The 18350-nt window shown below is 65.0% G+C and carries 15 protein-coding genes; 3 read left to right on the top strand and 12 right to left on the bottom strand.

What is annotated here, in order from left to right; translation table 11 throughout:
* Positions 1-54 precede the first annotated feature (54 nt).
* Entirely contained in the window at positions 55-990 is a 936-nt protein-coding gene (locus tag ACT2CW_RS27505) for an HpcH/HpaI aldolase/citrate lyase family protein (RefSeq protein ID WP_171072367.1), read from the bottom strand.
* Positions 991-1582: 592 nt separating this feature from the next.
* Between ACT2CW_RS27505 and ACT2CW_RS27510 the strand changes: the two genes are divergently transcribed.
* Positions 1583-2347, top strand: a complete 765-nt coding sequence (locus ACT2CW_RS27510; protein WP_240812574.1) for an oxidoreductase — start codon at positions 1583-1585, stop codon at positions 2345-2347.
* Positions 2348-2390: 43 nt separating this feature from the next.
* Here the strand turns inward: ACT2CW_RS27510 and ACT2CW_RS27515 are convergent, their stop codons facing one another.
* From ACT2CW_RS27515 to ACT2CW_RS27560, 10 genes are all read right to left on the bottom strand, one after another.
* Positions 2391-3161 carry a FadR/GntR family transcriptional regulator gene (locus ACT2CW_RS27515; protein ID WP_138911563.1) on the bottom strand — a complete coding sequence of 257 codons (771 nt, stop codon included), beginning with the start codon at positions 3159-3161 and terminating at the stop codon, positions 2391-2393.
* A gap of 131 nt (positions 3162-3292) precedes the next feature.
* Entirely contained in the window at positions 3293-4231 is a 939-nt protein-coding gene (locus ACT2CW_RS27520) for an SDR family NAD(P)-dependent oxidoreductase (protein WP_037959128.1), read from the bottom strand.
* On the bottom strand, positions 4224-5447 hold the full coding sequence (locus ACT2CW_RS27525) for a cytochrome P450 (protein ID WP_138911562.1): 1224 nt from the start codon (positions 5445-5447) through the stop codon (positions 4224-4226). Before ACT2CW_RS27525 ends, ACT2CW_RS27520 begins: the two co-directional genes overlap by 8 nt.
* A gap of 41 nt (positions 5448-5488) precedes the next feature.
* Positions 5489-6832 carry an MmgE/PrpD family protein gene (locus tag ACT2CW_RS27530; RefSeq protein WP_171072366.1) on the bottom strand — a complete coding sequence of 448 codons (1344 nt, stop codon included), beginning with the start codon at positions 6830-6832 and terminating at the stop codon, positions 5489-5491.
* Between the two features lie 10 nt (positions 6833-6842).
* The gene (locus ACT2CW_RS27535) at positions 6843-8126 is read right to left on the bottom strand and encodes a CaiB/BaiF CoA transferase family protein (RefSeq protein ID WP_138911560.1); all 1284 of its coding nucleotides are present in this window, start codon (positions 8124-8126) and stop codon (positions 6843-6845) included.
* Between the two features lie 4 nt (positions 8127-8130).
* Entirely contained in the window at positions 8131-9204 is a 1074-nt protein-coding gene (locus tag ACT2CW_RS27540; protein ID WP_138911559.1) for an acyl-CoA dehydrogenase family protein, read from the bottom strand.
* A complete protein-coding gene (locus tag ACT2CW_RS27545) occupies positions 9201-10307 on the bottom strand; it encodes an acyl-CoA dehydrogenase family protein (protein ID WP_138913541.1) in 1107 nt (368 codons plus the stop codon). The genes ACT2CW_RS27540 and ACT2CW_RS27545 overlap by 4 nt, the downstream gene beginning before the upstream one ends.
* A 2-nt stretch (positions 10308-10309) precedes the next feature.
* Positions 10310-10717: a nuclear transport factor 2 family protein gene (locus ACT2CW_RS27550; RefSeq protein WP_171072365.1), complete on the bottom strand. Its 408-nt coding sequence runs from the start codon at positions 10715-10717 to the stop codon at positions 10310-10312.
* On the bottom strand, positions 10710-11957 hold the full coding sequence (locus ACT2CW_RS27555) for a TetR/AcrR family transcriptional regulator (RefSeq protein WP_138911557.1): 1248 nt from the start codon (positions 11955-11957) through the stop codon (positions 10710-10712). Before ACT2CW_RS27555 ends, ACT2CW_RS27550 begins: the two co-directional genes overlap by 8 nt.
* A 248-nt stretch (positions 11958-12205) precedes the next feature.
* Positions 12206-13972, bottom strand: coding sequence for a flavin-containing monooxygenase (locus tag ACT2CW_RS27560; protein ID WP_138911556.1), 1767 nt, complete (start codon positions 13970-13972; stop codon positions 12206-12208).
* A 1049-nt stretch (positions 13973-15021) separates the two neighbouring features.
* Between ACT2CW_RS27560 and ACT2CW_RS27565 the strand changes: the two genes are divergently transcribed.
* Positions 15022-15633: a hypothetical protein gene (locus ACT2CW_RS27565; RefSeq protein WP_445518583.1), complete on the top strand. Its 612-nt coding sequence runs from the start codon at positions 15022-15024 to the stop codon at positions 15631-15633.
* 265 nt (positions 15634-15898) lie between these two features.
* A complete protein-coding gene (locus tag ACT2CW_RS27570; RefSeq protein ID WP_206311661.1) occupies positions 15899-17344 on the top strand; it encodes an aldehyde dehydrogenase in 1446 nt (481 codons plus the stop codon).
* A gap of 200 nt (positions 17345-17544) precedes the next feature.
* On the opposite strand, the gene ACT2CW_RS27575 is transcribed toward ACT2CW_RS27570, so the two are convergent.
* Positions 17545-18057: a hypothetical protein gene (locus ACT2CW_RS27575; RefSeq protein ID WP_138911553.1), complete on the bottom strand. Its 513-nt coding sequence runs from the start codon at positions 18055-18057 to the stop codon at positions 17545-17547.
* Between the last annotated feature and the right edge of the window lie 293 nt (positions 18058-18350).

Below are 18350 nucleotides of genomic sequence, written 5' to 3' on the forward strand. Positions count from 1 at the left end.
GGCTGGCATGCCACCCGGCACAACGATTGGTACTCAAAACGAGCTTGCAGTCAGTCACAGGCCGAGTTCCTGTGCCCATTGGAGGTTCATTCGCGCGCTCTCGAGGTACGCAGCATGCAGGCCACCCCGCTGCCCGTCAGGCCATAGAAATGTGGAATCGCCACCTCGACTGGCTGACTCTCCGCAGGCGATCAAACCGGCCCAGAACTCCATGTCATCAGCTGTCGGGGTGAAGACGTCGTGAGCCAGGCCGATACCGTCGGGATCTGTGAACATTCCGAAGTAGCCAAGGTCACGCTGGGCTTCGGCCCAGGTGCGGATCCCGGCGGCATCGTTCGGCCAACCGGCCCATACGCCGCTGACCGGGTACCGGATTCCTGCGGACCGGGCGTCCATCAATACCTTGGAACGCAAGTACAGACTCTCGTCACCTCGAGGTGTCCAGCGGTACCTAATCGCCTGGTAAATATCCCCGAATCGTGAGGTCATCCCGCCCATATACGTCACACGTGGCGATGCAGCTGCGACCTGAAACGCGCCGCGAACCCCTTCCGCGGTCTCAAGAAGCGGGAATACTTGAGTGCTCCCGACAGGGAGTCCGCGTTCTGTCTCCATGCAAGTCAGAATTCCGTCAAGCATGTGTACGTCGCTGGCGCCCGACGTTTTGGGAAGGAGCACCCCGGTCAACGACGGTGTCAACACGGCAGCAAGGTCGGCGATGGTCAACCCTGTCGCCGGAGCATTCACCCGCACAAAATGTTGAGTTCTCTGGCTGCGGTCCGTCAGCGAGTTGAGGTACTCGCCGACGGCTTGTCGCGCGTGTTGTCGCTCCGTGGGCCCATAGGGGAACTGCGGTTCCTCCAAGTCGAGGAATAGGGCATCACCGTCCGCCTCGACAGCCCGTGTCACTGCGGCTTCATTCGCTGCCCCGACGTATACAAGGCTGCGGATCGGCCGCACCTCGCCCTTGGAAACTACCGCTCGGCCCATCGTGCACTCCAAGTCAAAGCAACGTGGTACTGCTGGGGCGCGCGCGACCAGGCCGATGACGTAGTGGGGCACCGTGCGCCCGAACCCCATGTTTCGTCTTTTCGGCAGCAGCGGCCGCTCACACGCACTGTGTCGACAGGACGCACGCTCCGATGTACAAGGCGGCTGCGGCGCCCCATGGCCCACCTCCAGGCGGCGGCTCCTGGCCACAACCGATGCTCAGCCCACTGCGGAGATGGGTCGGCACACCGTGCGTCTAATCGCCGTTCACAGTATCTAACCGCGATTCACTCTTCTGTGCAAGGACGGCTCGTAGTGATGCGGGGCTCACTCTTCCCGTAGGCCTCGACACAGGGCGCTTCCAGCAGCACGTCACACCACCGCAGGTCAGCAGCACGGCAAACGATCCGGCCCACACCAAGCGAACGGGGCCGATCACCCACTTCCGCAGCGACCAGAGATCAATCAGCGGTCACGATCATCGCCTGGCCACACATGGCCGGCTCCGTGGTCAGGGGGCAGAATGGGCATGGTACGGATCCCGCTGCCATGCTCGAGCTTCATCGAAGACTGCCAAGCAGAGGAGAGGCGTGTGGGCGACCTCACCGGGCGCCGGGCACTGATCGCCGGCGGGACGCGGGGCATCGGCGCGGCTATCGCTGAGCAGCTGACGGACGCGGGAGCGCGCGTCGTCGTATCGGCTCGGAGACGTGGCGATGGGAACCAAGCAGGTCATTTCATCGCCGCCGACCTATTCACTCCCCAAGGCCCGAGCCAACTGGTGGCCGATGCACTGGCCCATCTCGGCGAAATCGATGTCCTCGTGGACAACGCGGCCAGCCAGACTCGCGTTCCTGATGGTGTACTGGCGATGACCGACGACGACTGGCTGGCCGATCTCAATGGCAGCCTGATGTCGGCAGTTCGGCTGGACAGGGCGGTACTGCCTGGCATGATCGCCGCGGGCGGCGGGGTGATCGTCCACATAGGGTCAGGTGCCGCTCGGCTCCCTCAGCCGACCGCGCTCGCGTACGCGGCAGCCAAAGCCGCGCTCGCGGCGTACAGCAAAGGTCTCGCCAACGAGGTCGGCCGCCACAATGTGCGCGTCAACCTGGTGTCACCCGGCGTGATCGAGACCTCAGCCCTCCGCGCCCGGCTGCAAAGCCTCGCCGACGAGAGCGGCACCGACCTGGAGACCGCACGTGATCAGTTTCTGCGGAACTTCCCTGTACCACTGGGACGACTCGGAACCGCCGACGACGTAGCCTCGCTGGTCAGGTTTCTCGTGTCTCCGGCCGCGAGCTACCTCACGGGCACCGACCACGTCATCGACGGCGGGCTTCTCCCCACCCTCTAGGCCGGCGGGCGCCCCGGCCATTGCGGCCCCGACACGGCCGGAGTCAGTCGAGCAGATCCAGCACGTCTTCAGTGTCAAGAATCGTGCGGAGATATTTGCTCGTCTCGCGGAGATGTCTCGACCAAAGTTGAGCGGCGGCATCGGGATCAGAATCTTTGATGTAGCCGAGGAGTATCCGATGCGTTTGGTCGCTCTTGTGCCGCGCCTCTATCTGGCGGACCGATCTTCCCTCTCGCTCAAGGACCTTGGTGGTAGCTGTGTCGATGACGCGTCGCACCATTTCCGAGAGGGTGATCAATGTGACATTGCCCGACAATCGGACGACTAGCGTGTGGAATTCATTCTGCGCCTTCAACGATGCGGTCAATCCGACCACTTCCTCCTCACGGTCTATCGCCTCCGTGAGTTGAGCAATATCGTCCACCGTCCTGTGACTGGCCAGCGAGCTTACACACGCCGATTCGATGGTGGCAGCGGCCTCGAAAACGTCCGAGAGGGTTGCACGTCGATACTCCAGCAGTATTGCTGTACATCTTGCGGCAATTTCTCCGTCAGGCGGCTTCACCCGCGCTCCGCCGCGGCTTCCTCGGCGCACCTCGATGAGGGCTTCGGCTTCGAGTACGCGGAGTGCTTCGCGCAGCGTCGGCCTGCTGACTCCAAAGCGCGTGAGGAGCGCCGCCTCGGTGGGAAGATGGTCCCCATCACCAAGCTCGCCTCGAACGATGCTCTTCCGTAGGCGCGTCGCCACGACTTCCGCCGCTTTCGGCACTCGCACGTGTTCGGAGCGAGGATCCTCGCCATCCGCTGAACGCATGGCGTCATGCTACCGCGATCAAACTCTGCACGTGCCAGGCCGTGCAGACCGTACGGAAGTGGTACAGATCGGCACTCTTTCCGCATGGCGGTCTGACGCCAAACGCCTAATATGTCATTGTTTTGCAGGGCTCACGCATCGAGAACGCGTACCACCTCGGCGACCTCATCGAACAAGGTGCGAGGTTCACTGATCGCATTCGCCGAGCACACGGCGGCCCAGTTGTCTCGCAGGTCCTCAACGGTCACGCCCTCGGCCCGAGGAGACAGCCATCCCTGTCCCAGGGCAGCGAAGACCCGAGCGTATCGCCCCGCACACGCGGAGAACACATCGCCGTTGGTGTCGCAGTCGGGCTCGGCCAGGAAAACGACGAGCGGTGCGACCAGTTCGGGATCGCGGCGGTTCTGGATCTCGCCGCGATAGGCCGCCCCTCGACGCTCTCGAGCTTCCTGGTTGCCCGGGATCGGGTTGTTTTTGCTGATCATCGTGGCGGCGAACGGCAGGACGACGTTGACGTTGATGCCAAACTCCGCGCCCTCCTGGGAGAGTGCGCGAGCGAGCCCGAAGACGCCTGCTTTGGCGGCACAGTAGTTGCTGTTCGCGGCCTGGGAGAACATACCGGCACTCGAACCGGTCATGACCACCCGCCCGTAACGTTTGGCCTTCATGATCCGCCAGGCAGGTTGTGTTACGTAGAACGCGGCGCGCAGGTGGACATCGAGGATCGAATCGATGTCGTCAACGGTGAGGTCCTCGAACCACCCGGGACGCAGGAAGCCGGCGTTGTTGACCACGATGTCGACCGTGCCGAAAGCCTCCACGGCCGCCGCCGTAATCGCCTCTCCACCAGCAGGCTCACCGACGTTGCTGGTGTCGGCCACTGCTCGGCCCCCCGCACCGACGATCGTGTCCGCAACCTCCTGTGCGCGCTCCTCGATCAGATCGTTGACGACCACGCTGGCACCGCGTGCGGAGAGGGCGAGGGCCTCCGCGCGGCCGATACCCTGCCCTGCGCCCGTGACGATCGCGACATGCCCGGCAAGGGTCTGGGGCACCGGTGGCTCAGTCATCCGTGTCCGCCTTGAGGTCGATGTCGATCAGCAACTCGTTCAGGCCGCGGAACTGCGCGCTCGGAGCGTGGTCCAGCTTCTGCCCCGGCACCAGTTGAATGTCGCGAACGCGGGTCAAGAACGTCTCGAAGGCGATCCTGCCCTCGAGCCGGGCCAATGGTGCACCGAGGCAGAAATGCGGCCCGACACCGAACGCGATGTTGGAATGGACATTGGCGCGTTCCGGTGCGAACTCATCCGCCTCTGCGAACTCTCCCTCGTCGCGGTTGGCGGCCCCCAGCATGATCAGCACTCGCGCGCCGGCCGGAATCGCGACGCCGCCGATCGACGTGTCCCGCGTCGCCCGCCGAGGCGCCCATTGCACCGGCGACTCCATCCGAAGCGTTTCCTCGAGCACGGCGGGGATGAGCGAGAAGTCCTCACGGATCTCGCTCAGCCGGGTCGGCCGCACCGCTAGTTCGCGCATCGTCGCCGAGATCAGGTGTGCTGTGGTGATGACCCCGCCACGGATCAGCGTGACCGCGTTGTCACGGATGTAGTCCAGGTCCAGCGCGCCGTCCCTGGCGATCTGACGCTGAATCATCCCGCTCAACTCGTCGTCGCCGGGCTCCTCGACGCGCCTGAGGATCGTGCGCGTCAGATGTTCGGTGGCGTCATGAGCGCTGACCCGCTGGAGCTCCTGTACATCGGAGGGAAGAAAGCTGAGGCCGCCGTTGTCGACTCGGGACCATCCATCGAGCCACTCGAGATCAGCCCGCGAGAAACCCATCATGTCGGTGAGCACCAAGAGCGGGAGCGGCTCCGCGAAGTCGGCGACGAAATCGATACGCGTACGGCCGGCGAGTTTGTCGATAAGCTCATGGCAGATGTCGGTAATCATCCCCGTGCGCCTGCTCAGCTGGCGTGGCTTGAAAGCATTGCCGCAGAAGTCTCTTTTCACGCGGTGATCCGGCGGATCGGCCTCGATCAGGCTTTCGGTCGCCTTGCCGTCACCGGTCTCGTTGAAGGGGTTGTACAGACTTCGGCTGCCGATGCTGGAGAACGTCTCGTAGTCCCTCGCGACTGCGGTGACGTCCTCGTACCGGGTGACGAGGAAGTCGGTGGTTCCCGGGTTCTGGTGGACCGGGGCCTCCTCACGCAACCAGTCGTAGAGTGGATAAGGGTTCTCGGCACCTTCGAGTGAGGGATAGTTGATGTCAATGGGGCATCGGTTCACTCCATGCCTCCTCGGTGTCCGGTTCGGATGGTTGATATCGGCTAGCGAGTGGAAAGCGCTTGGGCAAGCCGCCCGATGTCCGGCTGCTCTTCCAAGGCATCGATCATCGAGACGACTTCTCGAGCCCGGTGGTGGCCTATCACGGGTTCGGCCAGTTCGAAGAACTTCTCGACGGTGTCCGCATGAGTCATGGGGTTTCCGGGACTGCCCTTCGCCCAATCGATCTTGCGCTCAACCGTCGACCCGTCGGAACGGGTGACGCGGACCTTCGCTTCGGTGATGCGCTCGTAGGCGTCGAGCAGTGAGACCTTGGACATCAGGTCGCGGACGTCGGACCGTAGAACGGCGGCATCGGTGAAGTCCGATGCCGGTGATCGACCAGCCGTCAACGCCGCCGCGACCGCATACTGGGTACTGAACTTACTCTCCAAGCCGGTGGCCGGTGCGGCGATACCGGCGGCGTGGATGGTGATGGTGGACACCTCGCACTGCACCTGCGCGACATGCTGAGGGCTCACGTCCTTCGATAGCTCGATCGCCGCGTCGATGGCGGCATGAATCGCACCGCACGCCGCATACGGCTTGATCGCGCTTTCCAAGATGAGCCAGCGGGAGCCCAGTTCGAGGCCGACAGGCAGATCCGGCTCAGCTCCAGCCAGCACGGTCGGCAGTCCTCGGTCACCATCGAGAATCCGAGAACTACCGGTGAACCCGGCTTCCGCGAGCAACGCGGACAGGACGCCGTCAGCGGCAGCCTTGCCGGTGTGCAGGGACTTACACATCGTGCCGAAGCTGGCGAGCAACCCCGCGGCTTGCGTGGAAGCGATCCCCAGACACATCGACAGCTTCTCAATGTCCAAGTCGATCAGCTTGCCGACACCGACCGCCGTGCCGAGATGAGTGAGCACGCCAGTCGGATGATGCCCCTTGTGGATGAGACGCTGTCCGATGGCCGTCGACAGGTGCGCGTGCACTTCGTAGCCGGCGAGGAAGCTCGCCAGGAACTGCTCGCCTGTCGACCGTCTGTCCTCACCGACGGCCAGCAGCGCGGCGGCCAGCGGCGCTGAGCCATGGATGACACCCTCGGCGAAATAGTCGTCGAAGTCCAGGGCGTGGGCTGCGGCACCGTTGACGAGAGCCGCGCCTTCGACGGTGGCGGTGGCCCGCTTGCCCGCGATCGTCGCGGCTCCGTTGTCGTGTCCCGAGCGTTTTGCGGCGATCAAGGCGTCGGTCAGGGGCTCCGCGCTCCCGGCAAGCGTGACTCCAGCCCAGTCGAGAATCATCTTTTTGGCCGCGTCCTGGACCGCGGCGGGGATGTTCGCCAACGTCACCCCATTGGCGAAGCCCGCGAACCGGGTCGTCGCCCCTGCGCCCTCTCCGGTCATGTCAGGCCCCCTATCGCACGTGTTCGCCACTGGCATGTTCCGCCTCGCCGGGTGATTGCTGGGATCGAATGGCACCGTGTGCGGTGAACCGGGCCACGTCCTGATCGCTGTAGCCCACCTCGGACAGGATCTCCAGGGTGTCCTCCCCGACCAGAGGAGCCTCGTGGCGAACTTCCAGCGGTGAGCCGAACCTGACTGGTCTGGCGATCCGCAGGTAGTCACCCGCGACAGGGTGATGAGCGGAGCTGAGAACACCCTTGCTCCGCCCCGGGCCGGAGACGACGCCTTCAAGATCGGTCACGGGCGCGGCGGCGATGTCGAGCGAGGCACAGATGTGTAGCCAGTGAGCCGTTGGATGCGCCGGGAGTTCTCGGTCCAGCCAGGCGTACATGCGCGGTGCCATCTGCTTGACCTCATGGGCAGTGAGTCCGGCGAGCGCGGCGCGGTGGTCTTCCCGGCCGAGATGGGACCAGAGTCGGTCCCAATCGCGGACGGAGTAGGGCATGATCACGATCCACCCGTCCTCAGTTCGATGTGGACGCCGGTGCGGAGTAAGCACCCGCTCATACCCTGGTTTGCTCAGGGGTGGTTGCAACGTCGCACCGCCCAGGTGCTCCACGAGAGTGAAAGCCAGCATCGTGTCGAACATCGGAACCTCCACCTCCTGACCGGCACCCGTGGTGGTTCGCTCGAACAACGCCGCGAGGACGGCGTAGACGATCGTGAGACCGCAGACCTTGTCGGCGAGGACCGTCGGCAGAAGGCTCGGCTCCCCGGTCACGCTCTCGCTCAGAGAAGCCATACCGCTCGACGCCTGGACGACGTCGTCGTAAGCCGGGTCGTCAGCCTCCGGCGTGTCGCTGCCATAGCCGTGCGATCGGCAGTACACGATCTTCGGCTGCCAGGCCCGGACATCCTCGTATCGCACCCGCAGCTTGCCCAGCGCCGAAGGCCGCAGATTGGTCAGAAACACATCGGCGGTCGCCGTGATACGAGCCAGCACCTCACGCCCCTCGGCCGTGCGGAGGTCCACGGCGATGGACCGCTTATTGCGGTTGAGGTTGAGAGCCACTCCCGAGAGGTCGGGGTGAGGGCCGGGACCCACCTGCCGGTTGGCGTCACCTTCCAGGGACTCCACCTTGATCACGTCGGCACCCAGATCGCCGAGAATCTGGCCCGCGAGCGGAACCATCAAAACCGTTCCCAGCTCCACCACCCTGACGCCGCTGAGTGGCCCGCCGGACCGGGGTATTGACTCTGTCGTTCGGCCACGGCGGTCGGTCTCGGTCGTCATGCCATCACCTCGGTCCAACGGTGCTCAACACGGCCCAGGCGTCTTGGTGCCCGATTGCGGTGCCCAGGCGCGCACTCCACTCGTCCTCGGTGCCGTCCTCGTCCTGCCACGCCCAAAGGCGGCGAGTCTGCTGATGCAAGGGGTACTCAGCGGTGATGCCAATCGCGCCGTGCAGTTGGTGCGCGGCGGCCGACACCAGCCTGGCGGCCCTCGACGTCATCACCTTCGCCGCGGCGCACTCGATGTCGCCCGATGCCGATTCGCGTTCGGTCGCATCGACCGCCGCCCCAACGGCCACCCGCGCCAGCGCGACATCGGCGGCCATGGTCGCGACCGCCTGCGCGACCGTTGGGAAGCGAATGATCGGACGGCCGAACTGTTCACGCCGCTGGACGAAGTCCAGGGTCAGGTCGCGTGTCCGCTCCAGTGCGCCCATCAGCTGAGCCGAACGCGACAGGGCCGCACGGCGCTGAACTGCTTCCAGGGTCAACGCCTCGGGCAGAGCCCGGTGCTGCGCCGCATCGATCACGGTGTCGTAATGAACGCGCTGCCGAGGCTCGCCGGCGATGTTGAAACCGTCGACAACCTTGACATGGGCCGGATCGACAAGGGCAACCAGCAGCCGCCCGTCGACCTGCACGACGGTGACGATTCGTGCTGACTCGGCCGCCCATGGAACCCACTCGGCGGTTCCGCTGAGGACGAGACCAGTCCCGTCGACGGCGGCACGCAGCGCATCACGTGGCCCTGCGCCGGCCACCGTGAGAGGCCCCGTGGGAATGTGCAGCTCTCCAGCCTCCAGCAGCCATGAAGCCACAAGAACCGTCTCCGCGATGGGCAGCGGCAAAGCATGTGCGCCTACGGCCTTCGCCACCTCGGCCGCGTGCGACACAGTGCCGCCGGAGCCACCCACAGCCTCGCTGACGCCGACCAGCGTCAGACCCAGTGACTCCAGCTCGTTCCACAGTCGGGCCGAGGACCGGTCGCGTCCGTCACTGTCCGCCGACGGATCGACGGTGTGCCATCGGTCGCGAGCGACCCGGTCCAGCAGGCTCCGCAGCTCCCCGTCGCCCGTCATCGTTCCACCAGCCGACGTGCGGTGATTGTGCGCAGGATCTCGTTCGTACCGCCGCGTATGGTGAACGTCGGGGAAGCGAACTGAGCCGCCCTGAGGTGGGCGTCCAACTCGGGATGGTCGGCCACCTTCGAGCCGAGCGAGCGACGGACAACCTCCACACTGTCCTGCTCGAACCTCGTACCGGCATCCTTCACGAGCGCCGCGTCGGCGGCGAAATCGCGGCCCTCCTGGCCCTTCGTCGTCGTCTCGAAGGCCAACGCCCGCAATGCGATCAGCTGCGCGGCCAGCCGCCCCTTCTGGACCTCAAGCGAGTCCTCCTCCAGCTCGAAAAAACGCGCAAGTAGCGGATAGGTACTCAGATAGCGGTCCGGGCCATTGCGCTCCCAGCCAAGCTCCGTCGTCACCTGCTGCCACCCGCGACCGACCTCGCCGATGACGTCGGTGTCGGGCACAAACGCATGGTCGAAGAAGACCTCGGCAAATTCCGCCTCGCCGCTCATCGTCGTGATCGGACGTGCGGTGACTCCAGCAGACGACATCGTGACCATGAGTTGACTCAGGCCCTCATGGCGCTGGGACGATTCGCTTGTCCGGCACAGGACGAACATGAAGTCGGCGAGATGCCCGGCACTGGTCCACACCTTCTGCCCGGTGATCTCCCACCCCCCGTCGACGCGGACTGCCTTGGTTCGCACCGAGGCCAGGTCCGAGCCCGAATCGGGCTCGCTGAGCCCAATCGCAAAGCACGATTCACCACGCACGATGCCGGGCAGGAGTCGTCGCTGCTGCTCTTCGGTGCCGATCCGCAGGAGCATCGGTGCGACCTGTCGTTCCGCCGCCCAATGCGCCAGCACGGGCGCACCGGCGGCGAGGAGCTCTTCAGCGACGACGAAGCGCTCCAGATGCGTGCGTCCAGCTCCGCCGAACCGTTCCGGGACTGTCATGGCCACCCAGCCCCGCTGGGCGAGCCGCCTACTGAATTCACGGGAGAAGCCACGCACCCATGAGTCGACCTTGGGCACGAACCCGCCTGCCTCTGCCTCGGAGGCCAGGAATCGGCGAACCTGTGCACGCAACGCAGCATAGTCCGGGACCGCGTTCATCGTCACGGCTCGACCATCACATTGGGAATCGAATCCACAATGTACTTGGGCTCGAAGATCCGCTCGCTGTAGCGCCAGCCTTCGGCAGTGCGGCGCACTTTGTCACGGTAGACACCGAACATCGACACCTCACATTTGTTCAATTCATTGATGAACAAGAGATAACACTGGACGGTCGCCGAGTCGCCATCGATCGTGATGGCGTAGTCGGAAGTAACGTGGAAACCGTGTGGTGCCTTGTCGAAGATGAGCGTCCCCAGCTCTTCGATCCCCTTGGCGCGATTGGTCGACTTGTAACGCTCGAAATAGCCGTCCTCCGTCCAACAGCTGAGCCAGCCGTCACGATCACCCAAGTCCAGCGTATGCATGTACTTCGCGGACAACTCCATGATGGCGTCGCGGTCACTCATGACCTGTCCTCTCTTGTCGACAATGGGTATCCCCGTTCGCACGTCCGGAAAGACCGGCCACCAACGCACTCCACGCCAGCCCGCACAGCTCCTCCACCGACAACTCCGCTCGGGTGGAATGGGTACGGGAGAGATCATTGATGATCGTCATCGCAGCGTGCACTCGCACCTGAGCTTCCGTAGGTGTCATATGGGGATAACACTTACGGAGTTGACAGCTCCACATCTTGACATAGCGGGCACGTGAATCGGCTGCCGGTTGCCGTTCGTCATCGTCCAACTGCAGGATCTCGCTCAGCAATGCCTCGACGATATGCGGCTCAAGCGCCACCAAGCGCGCATAGGAATTCAGCAGATCCCGCATCGCGGTCTGGGTATCGGTGGCGCTGCCCAGGACCGCTGACGCGTCAGCGAACAGGCGTGTATTGGCTCGTTCGAGCACGGCGGCAAGCACGGTGCCTTTGGAGTTGTACCGATAGTAAATGCTTGGGCCGGCCATGCCCACCGCCTGGCCCAGTTCAGTCATCGACACCTTGTGGTAACCGCGGGTCCCATACAGTCTTGCCGCGGCTTCCAGGATCGCCCGGTCGGTCGGATCGAGGCCATCGTCCTCGATCGCCCGGGTTGACGCGATCGCGATCTTCTCACCGGACCACTCCAGTCCCCGGGTCCACTGAGGTGAGTCGGCACCGACCCCCAGGATCAACTCACGCATCAGCGCTCGCAGGCTCCCATCCACCATCGTAAATTCGTGGTAGGAAAGGCTGGTCAGAACCGAGATCGTGGCCCAGGCCCTGGCAATTGCGGCGGGCCGAGGAGAAGGGTCGTCGATATTACTCGCTATACGTTTGGCGACCGCGCGAAGTCGGCTTGCCAAGCTGTCGTACGCCGAATCCGGCATATAGCGCGCCTCACGCTGCCAGAGCACGCCCAGGTCGCGATGCGTGGTCGCGATCAGCGTCAGGGTTTCGGCAACGCTATCCCACCCGTGACACTCCTCGAGGGCCGACTCATAGTCAAGGAAGCGGCGATCGAGAATGACCTCGAGCAATTTCTGCTTGCCGGAAACGTGCCGGTAGAGCGCACTCGGCGTGATACCCACCGCGCGGGTCACATCCGCCACGGATGTGTTCGCAAATCCGTCGGAATACAGAAGGCGGGCGCCTGCCTCAATGATTTCGTTGAGGCGCTGGGACTTACGCCGCCCGCGGCGCACCGGCGTGCTGGCGGCTTCGGTCATGACGACCTTCCTTGAACATCATCGCTGATATGCATGGTCATTCCCCGATCATACGAGTGCTGACCCGCCACGCGAGCGGCGATGCGATGCTGATGCGTGGTCATCACATGCCTCCCAACCGGCCGAAACGTGGCGCGGCCTCGACCGCGTTCGACCGGGGCCCATATCCGCGTCGGCACCGACCACGTGCCCACTCTCCGTCACCCCCAAGTCGGCCGAGAACGAGTCAGCGCCCATACCTGGCTCCCTCAGCGCCGGCCGGCGAGCTGTATGCCGGAGACCTCGGCGGTCAGTTGCAACGCGAGGAACCTGGAAAAGATGCGTGCTTCGGCCAGGCCCCCGGCGATGAACCATAGGCCGTCCTGGGCGGTGGGACGGCAGATGTTGCGTAGCTCTCCCTCATCGTCCAGTCCCCAGATGGGACCGATGGCGTCGGCCACGGCACTCCCCAGGAGGTCGGCCACCGCGTCGCTCACCGGCTGGTATCCGGTGGCGAGAACGAGCGCGTCGAACGGCTGGTGCGACCCGTCTTTGAACACCAGTCCCTCCGCGTCGAATCCTGCCGTGCTGTGTGCGTTGATGACGTCGATCTTGCGCTCGACAATCAACTGTGAGCACCCGACATCGATGTAGTAACCGCCGCCCGCTCGCAGGAACTGCATCTGGAAACCGGTGCCATCAGAGCCGGAGTGGGTACGAAAGCCCGCCCGGTTGAGTCCTTCGATCAGTTCGCTGTCGAGTTGGCGGATCTCCTCGGTCAGTCGCCGCGCCCGCTCGCGTTTGACCGGATACGGGACGGAAATGTTCAACAGGTCGAGCTCATCCAGTGGCGCGGTCGAGCGGTAGTGGGCATACACCTTCTCGGCGCCTGGACGCAGGCTCGCGACAATCGTCTTGCTGCGCTGCAACATCGCGACACTCGCGCCGTGCCAGTAGAGATCCTGGGCGATGTCATGGCCGCTGACGCCGCTGCCGACGACGAGTACGCGCTCACCGCGGAACCGTGCGCCGTTCGTGTAGTCGCTCGAGTGCACGATCGGCCCCGAGAATTCCCCCAGCCCCGGGATGGCCGGCCATCTGGCCGCACCACTCACACCGATCGCGAGCACGAGGTGCTTGGGCCGCAGAGTCCGTCGCCGACCGCCACGCGAGACGGTCACGCTCCAGCGACGAATTTCGGGATCGAAGGACCCGGCATCGCATGAAGTCCCGGTCCAGACGTTGAGCTCCATGCTCTGGGCGTAACACTCGAGCCAGTCACCGAGCTTGTCCTTGGGGATGTAGGTGGGCCAGTTCTCCGGGAACGGCATGAACGGAAGATGATTCGACCCCTTCTCGTTGTGGAGTCGCAGCATGTGGTATCGCTTGCGCCAGTTGTCGCCGACCCGTTCGTGTTTGTCGACGACAAGAGCGTCGACACCCGCCTGCTGTAGCCGGGCGGCCAGGGCCAGCCCGCACTGGCCGGCACCGACGATGAGAACTTCGGGGTCACGATCGGCGTATGCCGCTTCGATCTCGCGGTAGTCGAGCCAGTTCCTTCGGTCCGCGCCTTCGTAAGCCTGTTCACTCGGGCGGGCAATCGGCTTCCGGGCGAGATCATCTCGCAACCCTGAAAGTGCTGTCAGTAGTGTCAAGGCGCGCAGCATCCCGGACTCGTCCTGGATGAGACGTACAACACCGTCACCGTGCCCTATTGCCGTGTCGAAACGGAAGACGACCTCGAGCGCAGGGCGACCAGTGCGTTCGTTATGCTCCACGCTCACCGTCTCGGATATACGGAAAGCAAAGTGGTCCTGACGTTCGACCGAGATCTTGAGGGCATCCTCGATCGAGCCTCGACCGTGCAGCGTCCTCAAGTTCCCGGTGAAGACCAGCATGTCGCGCCAGGCCGCGTTCTCGGCGAACAGATCCGCCGTTTGCGACGCCTCCCGGCCGTTCAGCGATGATTCGAAGTTGGCAAGCCATGAGACCACGCAGGCATCGATATCGCCGACCGCGGTGCCGACTTCGGCCATACTTTCTTCTCCTTTGAACGTGCCTAGCAGGGGCCTCAGGGCAATCGTCGCGGTCCTGCCGCAACCGACCTTCCCCGACCTGACGAGCGGCCCGCATCGTCATTCACTTCCAGGTAATCGACATTCCCTGAAAGTCTTCGCAAAGAGCTAACGGGAAGCGGATCTTCTCACTGGACGCGCACCACCCGGGAACCGGCGATGACTCACTCAGAAGCTAGTCGTCCGGCAGTGTGTGAACTCGGTCGAGTGCGGACGACGCGCCGCTGGGGCTTCTGCCGGCGGTTCCTGTCCAGCACGGACCGGTCGACGCGCTAGTCAAGTAAGAGATGCGTCGATCGTCGCAGGTGGGTGACCAGGTCACCCTCTCCTCTTGGGCTCAAGGCAGCTCCTCTTGGGGGCGTCAAAGCAGCGACAGCCCGGTGTCCCTTCCAGAGGCCGTCGCGTGGTGGCAGCGACCACATGCAGCGCCGCACCCAGTTCACCCTAATCACGATTCACTGAATCCTAACCACGGTTCTCAAAATTCGGCAACACCCTCCACGCACGGACGCCAGGGGCAGGTTCTTGCAGGCAGTTATGTCGCGGAGTCGACCGCGGGCACACCCGCTCCTGCTGTGGTCACCGCGACACACACCGCCACCAGCCTGACACTTTTCGCTCACGAACAACCACTGAGAGTTACCGAGGGCTAGACCCCGCGCCACCCGTCACGGCCGTCCGCGGGCGAGGGCATGGCGCCCCGCATCACCGCGACACCGCCAACCGCCGTTGCCGACGGCAACCCGGCACCCGCCGCCCAGCGGACTACGACCGGTGGTGAGCACAAGTGAGCAGTCCATGGTCACCGGCATGCCTGTATGTGAAAGGGGCAGGCTGCGGATGATTTCGGGGCTCACTCATTCGACGTTCGCTACCCGGCCACTGCCATGCCATTAATTGAACTTCATCACCGGTCTGCCGACCCCATGAGCGCAGACGAGGCGCCATCTCACCCCGTCGACATGGTGCTCTCGCTCCACCGTGAAGGAACGGTTCGTCTGCTGCGCACCATGCGCAGTCACCACGTGATGCCGCCGTTCTGCTATCCGTGGGGCTCCGAGCGGGCCTATCTGGCGCTGTTGCGGGGCGCCTGCTCACTGGCCCTGCTCGACATACCGGACGGCGCCGCGACCTTCGAACTCGAACGGCGGGTGCATCTCCTTCGTGACTTCACCACCGTCGTCGTCCTGGCCCCCAGGCACATCGACGCGGTATCCCTGCTGCGAGCAGGCGCTGTCAACGTACTCCCCCGTGACACGCCACCGGTGGAACTTGCCAGCCGGCTCATTGCCGAACGTCGGTGGCTGGTGCTGTCCGCCGCCCGCGGCAGGCTGCGGGCCACGCCTCGGTCCGAGCAGATGCTGTCACCCCGGCAAATGTCTCAGCGGGCGCTCTTCGGCCTCCTCTCCTCGGCCACCCGCCCCTGGTGCTGTCACGACCTGTGCCTGCTGTTGGGCAATGGGCCCACTCCCCTGAGCAGACGAGCTCTACAGGCGCGGATGGCGCGCCTCACCGAGCGACTGGCTGAGTACGGAATGTCGGTGCACAGCTCCCACCAGTGGGGCCGAACCACCTACATGGGGATTCACGCGACGCCTGTCAGGCAGCGCGAAGGCCGCTGACGCCCGGGCGGTACGACTGCCTGTCCGCTTAGCCGGGGTGCGGAACGTTCCGGCGGGGCTGTGCCCGGTGGACCCTCATCGGCCACTGACCGATCTGGTGGGTGAGCAGCGTCCGTCGTGACACTGGGGTTGTCAATCCCGGCCGTCGAGGGCGCCGGCAAGTTGACCTTCCCCTGAGGTGCACCCATTCATTCCTCCGGACCGGGACATGGCACATGCTCACCCCGAGTCCCCAGTTCGACCGCAATCACTGAGGAGCCCTGTGATCAACCTGCGTTACGACACCTTCTACATCGGCGGTGAATGGGTCCGGCCGACCACCGACCGGACGATCAACCCTGTCAACGCCAGCACCGAGGAGCCGCTGGGGCAGGTCCCCGAGGGGGTAGAGGCGGATATCGACAGCGCGGTCGCCGCCGCCCGTGCCGCCTTCGACGCCCCGTCGGGCTGGGCGAGCTGGGAGCCCGGCCGCCGCGCGGAGGTGATGGACCGCTTCGCCGACGCGATCGACCGCCGTGCCGACGAATTCGTGGCACGGGTCAGTGCCCAGAACGGCATGCCGGTCGCCGTCGCCCGCCAGCTGGAGACCGGCTACCCGAGCGCGGTGCTGCGCTTCTACGCCGGTCTGGCGCGGGACCTGTCCGGGGCCGAGACCCGGCCGGGACTCTTCGGCGGCTCCATCGAGGTCCGCAAACTGCCGGTCGGTGTCGTCGCGGCGATCGTGCCGTGGAACTTCCCCCAGGCTCTGAGCATGTTCAAGATCGCGCCCGCGATGGCCTCCGGCTGCACCCTGATCGTCAAGCCGTCGCCGGAGACGGTCCTGGACGCCTACCTGCTGGCTGAGGCCGCGGAGGAAGCCGACATCCCGGCCGGCGTCCTCAACATCGTCCCGGCGGGCCGCGAGGTCGGCACCCACCTCGTCGCCCACCCCGGCGTCGACAAGGTGGCCTTCACCGGCTCCACCGCGGCCGGACGCAGCATCGCCGAGACCTGCGGCCGGCTGCTGCGCCCGGTCACTCTCGAACTCGGCGGCAAGTCCGCGGCGATCGTCCTGGACGACGCCGTCCTCGACCTGTCGAAGATCGGTGAGGGTCTGTTCGGAGCGACGCTGCTCAACAACGGCCAGACCTGCTTCCTCGGCACCCGCGTCCTCGCCCCTCGCAACCGGTACGCCGAGGTCGTCGAAGCCTTCACCGCGTTCGCGGGCTCGCTCACCATCGGCGACGCATCAGACCCGGCGACGCAGATAGGCCCGATGGCAACCGCCGGGCAGCGCGACCGGGTGGAGTCGTACATCGCCAAGGGCAGGGGCGAGGGAGCCCGCGTGACGACCGGCGGTGGCCGCCCCGAAGGGCTGGAGCAGGGCTGGTTCATACAGCCGACCGTCTTCACCGACGTCGACAACAGCGCCGTCATCGCGCAGGAGGAGATCTTCGGCCCGGTCCTTTCCCTCATCCCGTACGACGACGTCGACGACGCCGTCCGCATCGCCAACGACTCGGACTTCGGACTTGGCGGAACGGTGTGGACGGCCGACCCGGAGCGCGGTCTTGCCGTGGCCCACCGGGTACGCACTGGCACCATCGGCGTCAACCGCTACATCCCCGACCCCGCCGCGCCCTTCGGCGGCATCAAGGCCAGCGGCCTCGGCCGCGAACTGGGCCCGGAGGGCCTGACGGGCTACCAGCAGACGCAGACTGTCTATCTGTAACGCCGCCGACCCGGTGAACACACTCGGCCTTCGCCCCGGCAGGGCGCCGACATCCGGCCGGCGCGTGCCGGGACACGCCTGGTTACGCGCCGCCGGTCGCGGCGGACATGCCGCTCAGCCGAGCCGAGCCGCAGAAGACCCGTTGCCGAGACCGACGGAACGTATCTTTTGACCGCGACGCTGCCAGGCTGACGGCCTCGTCAGCCCTCGTCCGGAGCGGCCTGTTCGGTGACCTGAGTGGCAGTTCCGTTCTTCATGACGACCGTCGCGGCGACACCGCCATCCTTACTGCTCGTCTCCAGATCGTCGAGGGTGCAGCGGTTGGTTGACTTCGGGTTGTACTCGCCGCAAATGGTGCCCGCGCCATGCACCTCGGTGTCCTCCGACGCGAAGAACTGCTGGTCCTTCCCTTTGACGCTGACGATGTACTTGTTCGGCGCCAGGTATTCCACCACGCCGGGGCCGAACGTCCCGCTTACGCCCCCGTCGACACCGCCGGCGCTGTCGTCAGCGGCAGAGTCTTCGTCGGCCGCACTGTCACCAGCGGCAGAGTCCTGGTCGGCGGACTGGCCTTCCCCCTCTGCCTTGGTCGACGCGGAGCTCGGTGCGGCGTTGTCTCCGGAGGCTTCGTCCTGGCAAGCCGTCAAGAGTGCCATCCCGACGAGAGTCGCGGCGGCGATCAGGAGCGACGTGGAACGGCTGGTCGAGCGCATAACACGTATGCCTTTCGCAGGAGGGTGGGGCCCCGTCCCCAGAAATCCAGGGGCCCATCGGGGGCTGCGATGTCATCGTGCACCACGTCCATCCGGCAAAAGCATGTAATCCGTGACCCATGACTCTTTTGTCATCATTCCTGGGGCACTTGTTGAGGCCGCTGCCCCTCTGGCCGGGCACCAATCTTCCGTTCGAAGAACTCAGAGATCAGTCATCCCCGCCGCCATGGGAAGCCGCACCGCACACTCGGGCTCGGGTAGCGCCTCCACATCCATGGGCGCCGACGTCTCGG

The organism is Streptomyces sp. NEAU-174 (assembly GCF_052665095.1).

Coding starts and splice junctions, on each gene's coding strand:
- ACT2CW_RS27550 (WP_171072365.1), bottom strand. CDS start 10,717: ATGAGTGACCGCGACGCCATCATGGAGTTGTCCGCGAAGTACATGCAT.
- ACT2CW_RS27565 (WP_445518583.1), top strand. CDS start 15,022: ATGCGCAGTCACCACGTGATGCCGCCGTTCTGCTATCCGTGGGGCTCC.
- ACT2CW_RS27575 (WP_138911553.1), bottom strand. CDS start 18,057: ATGCGCTCGACCAGCCGTTCCACGTCGCTCCTGATCGCCGCCGCGACT.
- ACT2CW_RS27555 (WP_138911557.1), bottom strand. CDS start 11,957: ATGACCGAAGCCGCCAGCACGCCGGTGCGCCGCGGGCGGCGTAAGTCC.
- ACT2CW_RS27560 (WP_138911556.1), bottom strand. CDS start 13,972: ATGGCCGAAGTCGGCACCGCGGTCGGCGATATCGATGCCTGCGTGGTC.
- ACT2CW_RS27530 (WP_171072366.1), bottom strand. CDS start 6,832: ATGACCGGAGAGGGCGCAGGGGCGACGACCCGGTTCGCGGGCTTCGCC.
- ACT2CW_RS27505 (WP_171072367.1), bottom strand. CDS start 990: ATGGGCCGAGCGGTAGTTTCCAAGGGCGAGGTGCGGCCGATCCGCAGC.
- ACT2CW_RS27545 (WP_138913541.1), bottom strand. CDS start 10,307: ATGAACGCGGTCCCGGACTATGCTGCGTTGCGTGCACAGGTTCGCCGA.
- ACT2CW_RS27540 (WP_138911559.1), bottom strand. CDS start 9,204: ATGACGGGCGACGGGGAGCTGCGGAGCCTGCTGGACCGGGTCGCTCGC.
- ACT2CW_RS27520 (WP_037959128.1), bottom strand. CDS start 4,231: ATGACTGAGCCACCGGTGCCCCAGACCCTTGCCGGGCATGTCGCGATC.
- ACT2CW_RS27535 (WP_138911560.1), bottom strand. CDS start 8,126: ATGACGACCGAGACCGACCGCCGTGGCCGAACGACAGAGTCAATACCC.
- ACT2CW_RS27515 (WP_138911563.1), bottom strand. CDS start 3,161: ATGCGTTCAGCGGATGGCGAGGATCCTCGCTCCGAACACGTGCGAGTG.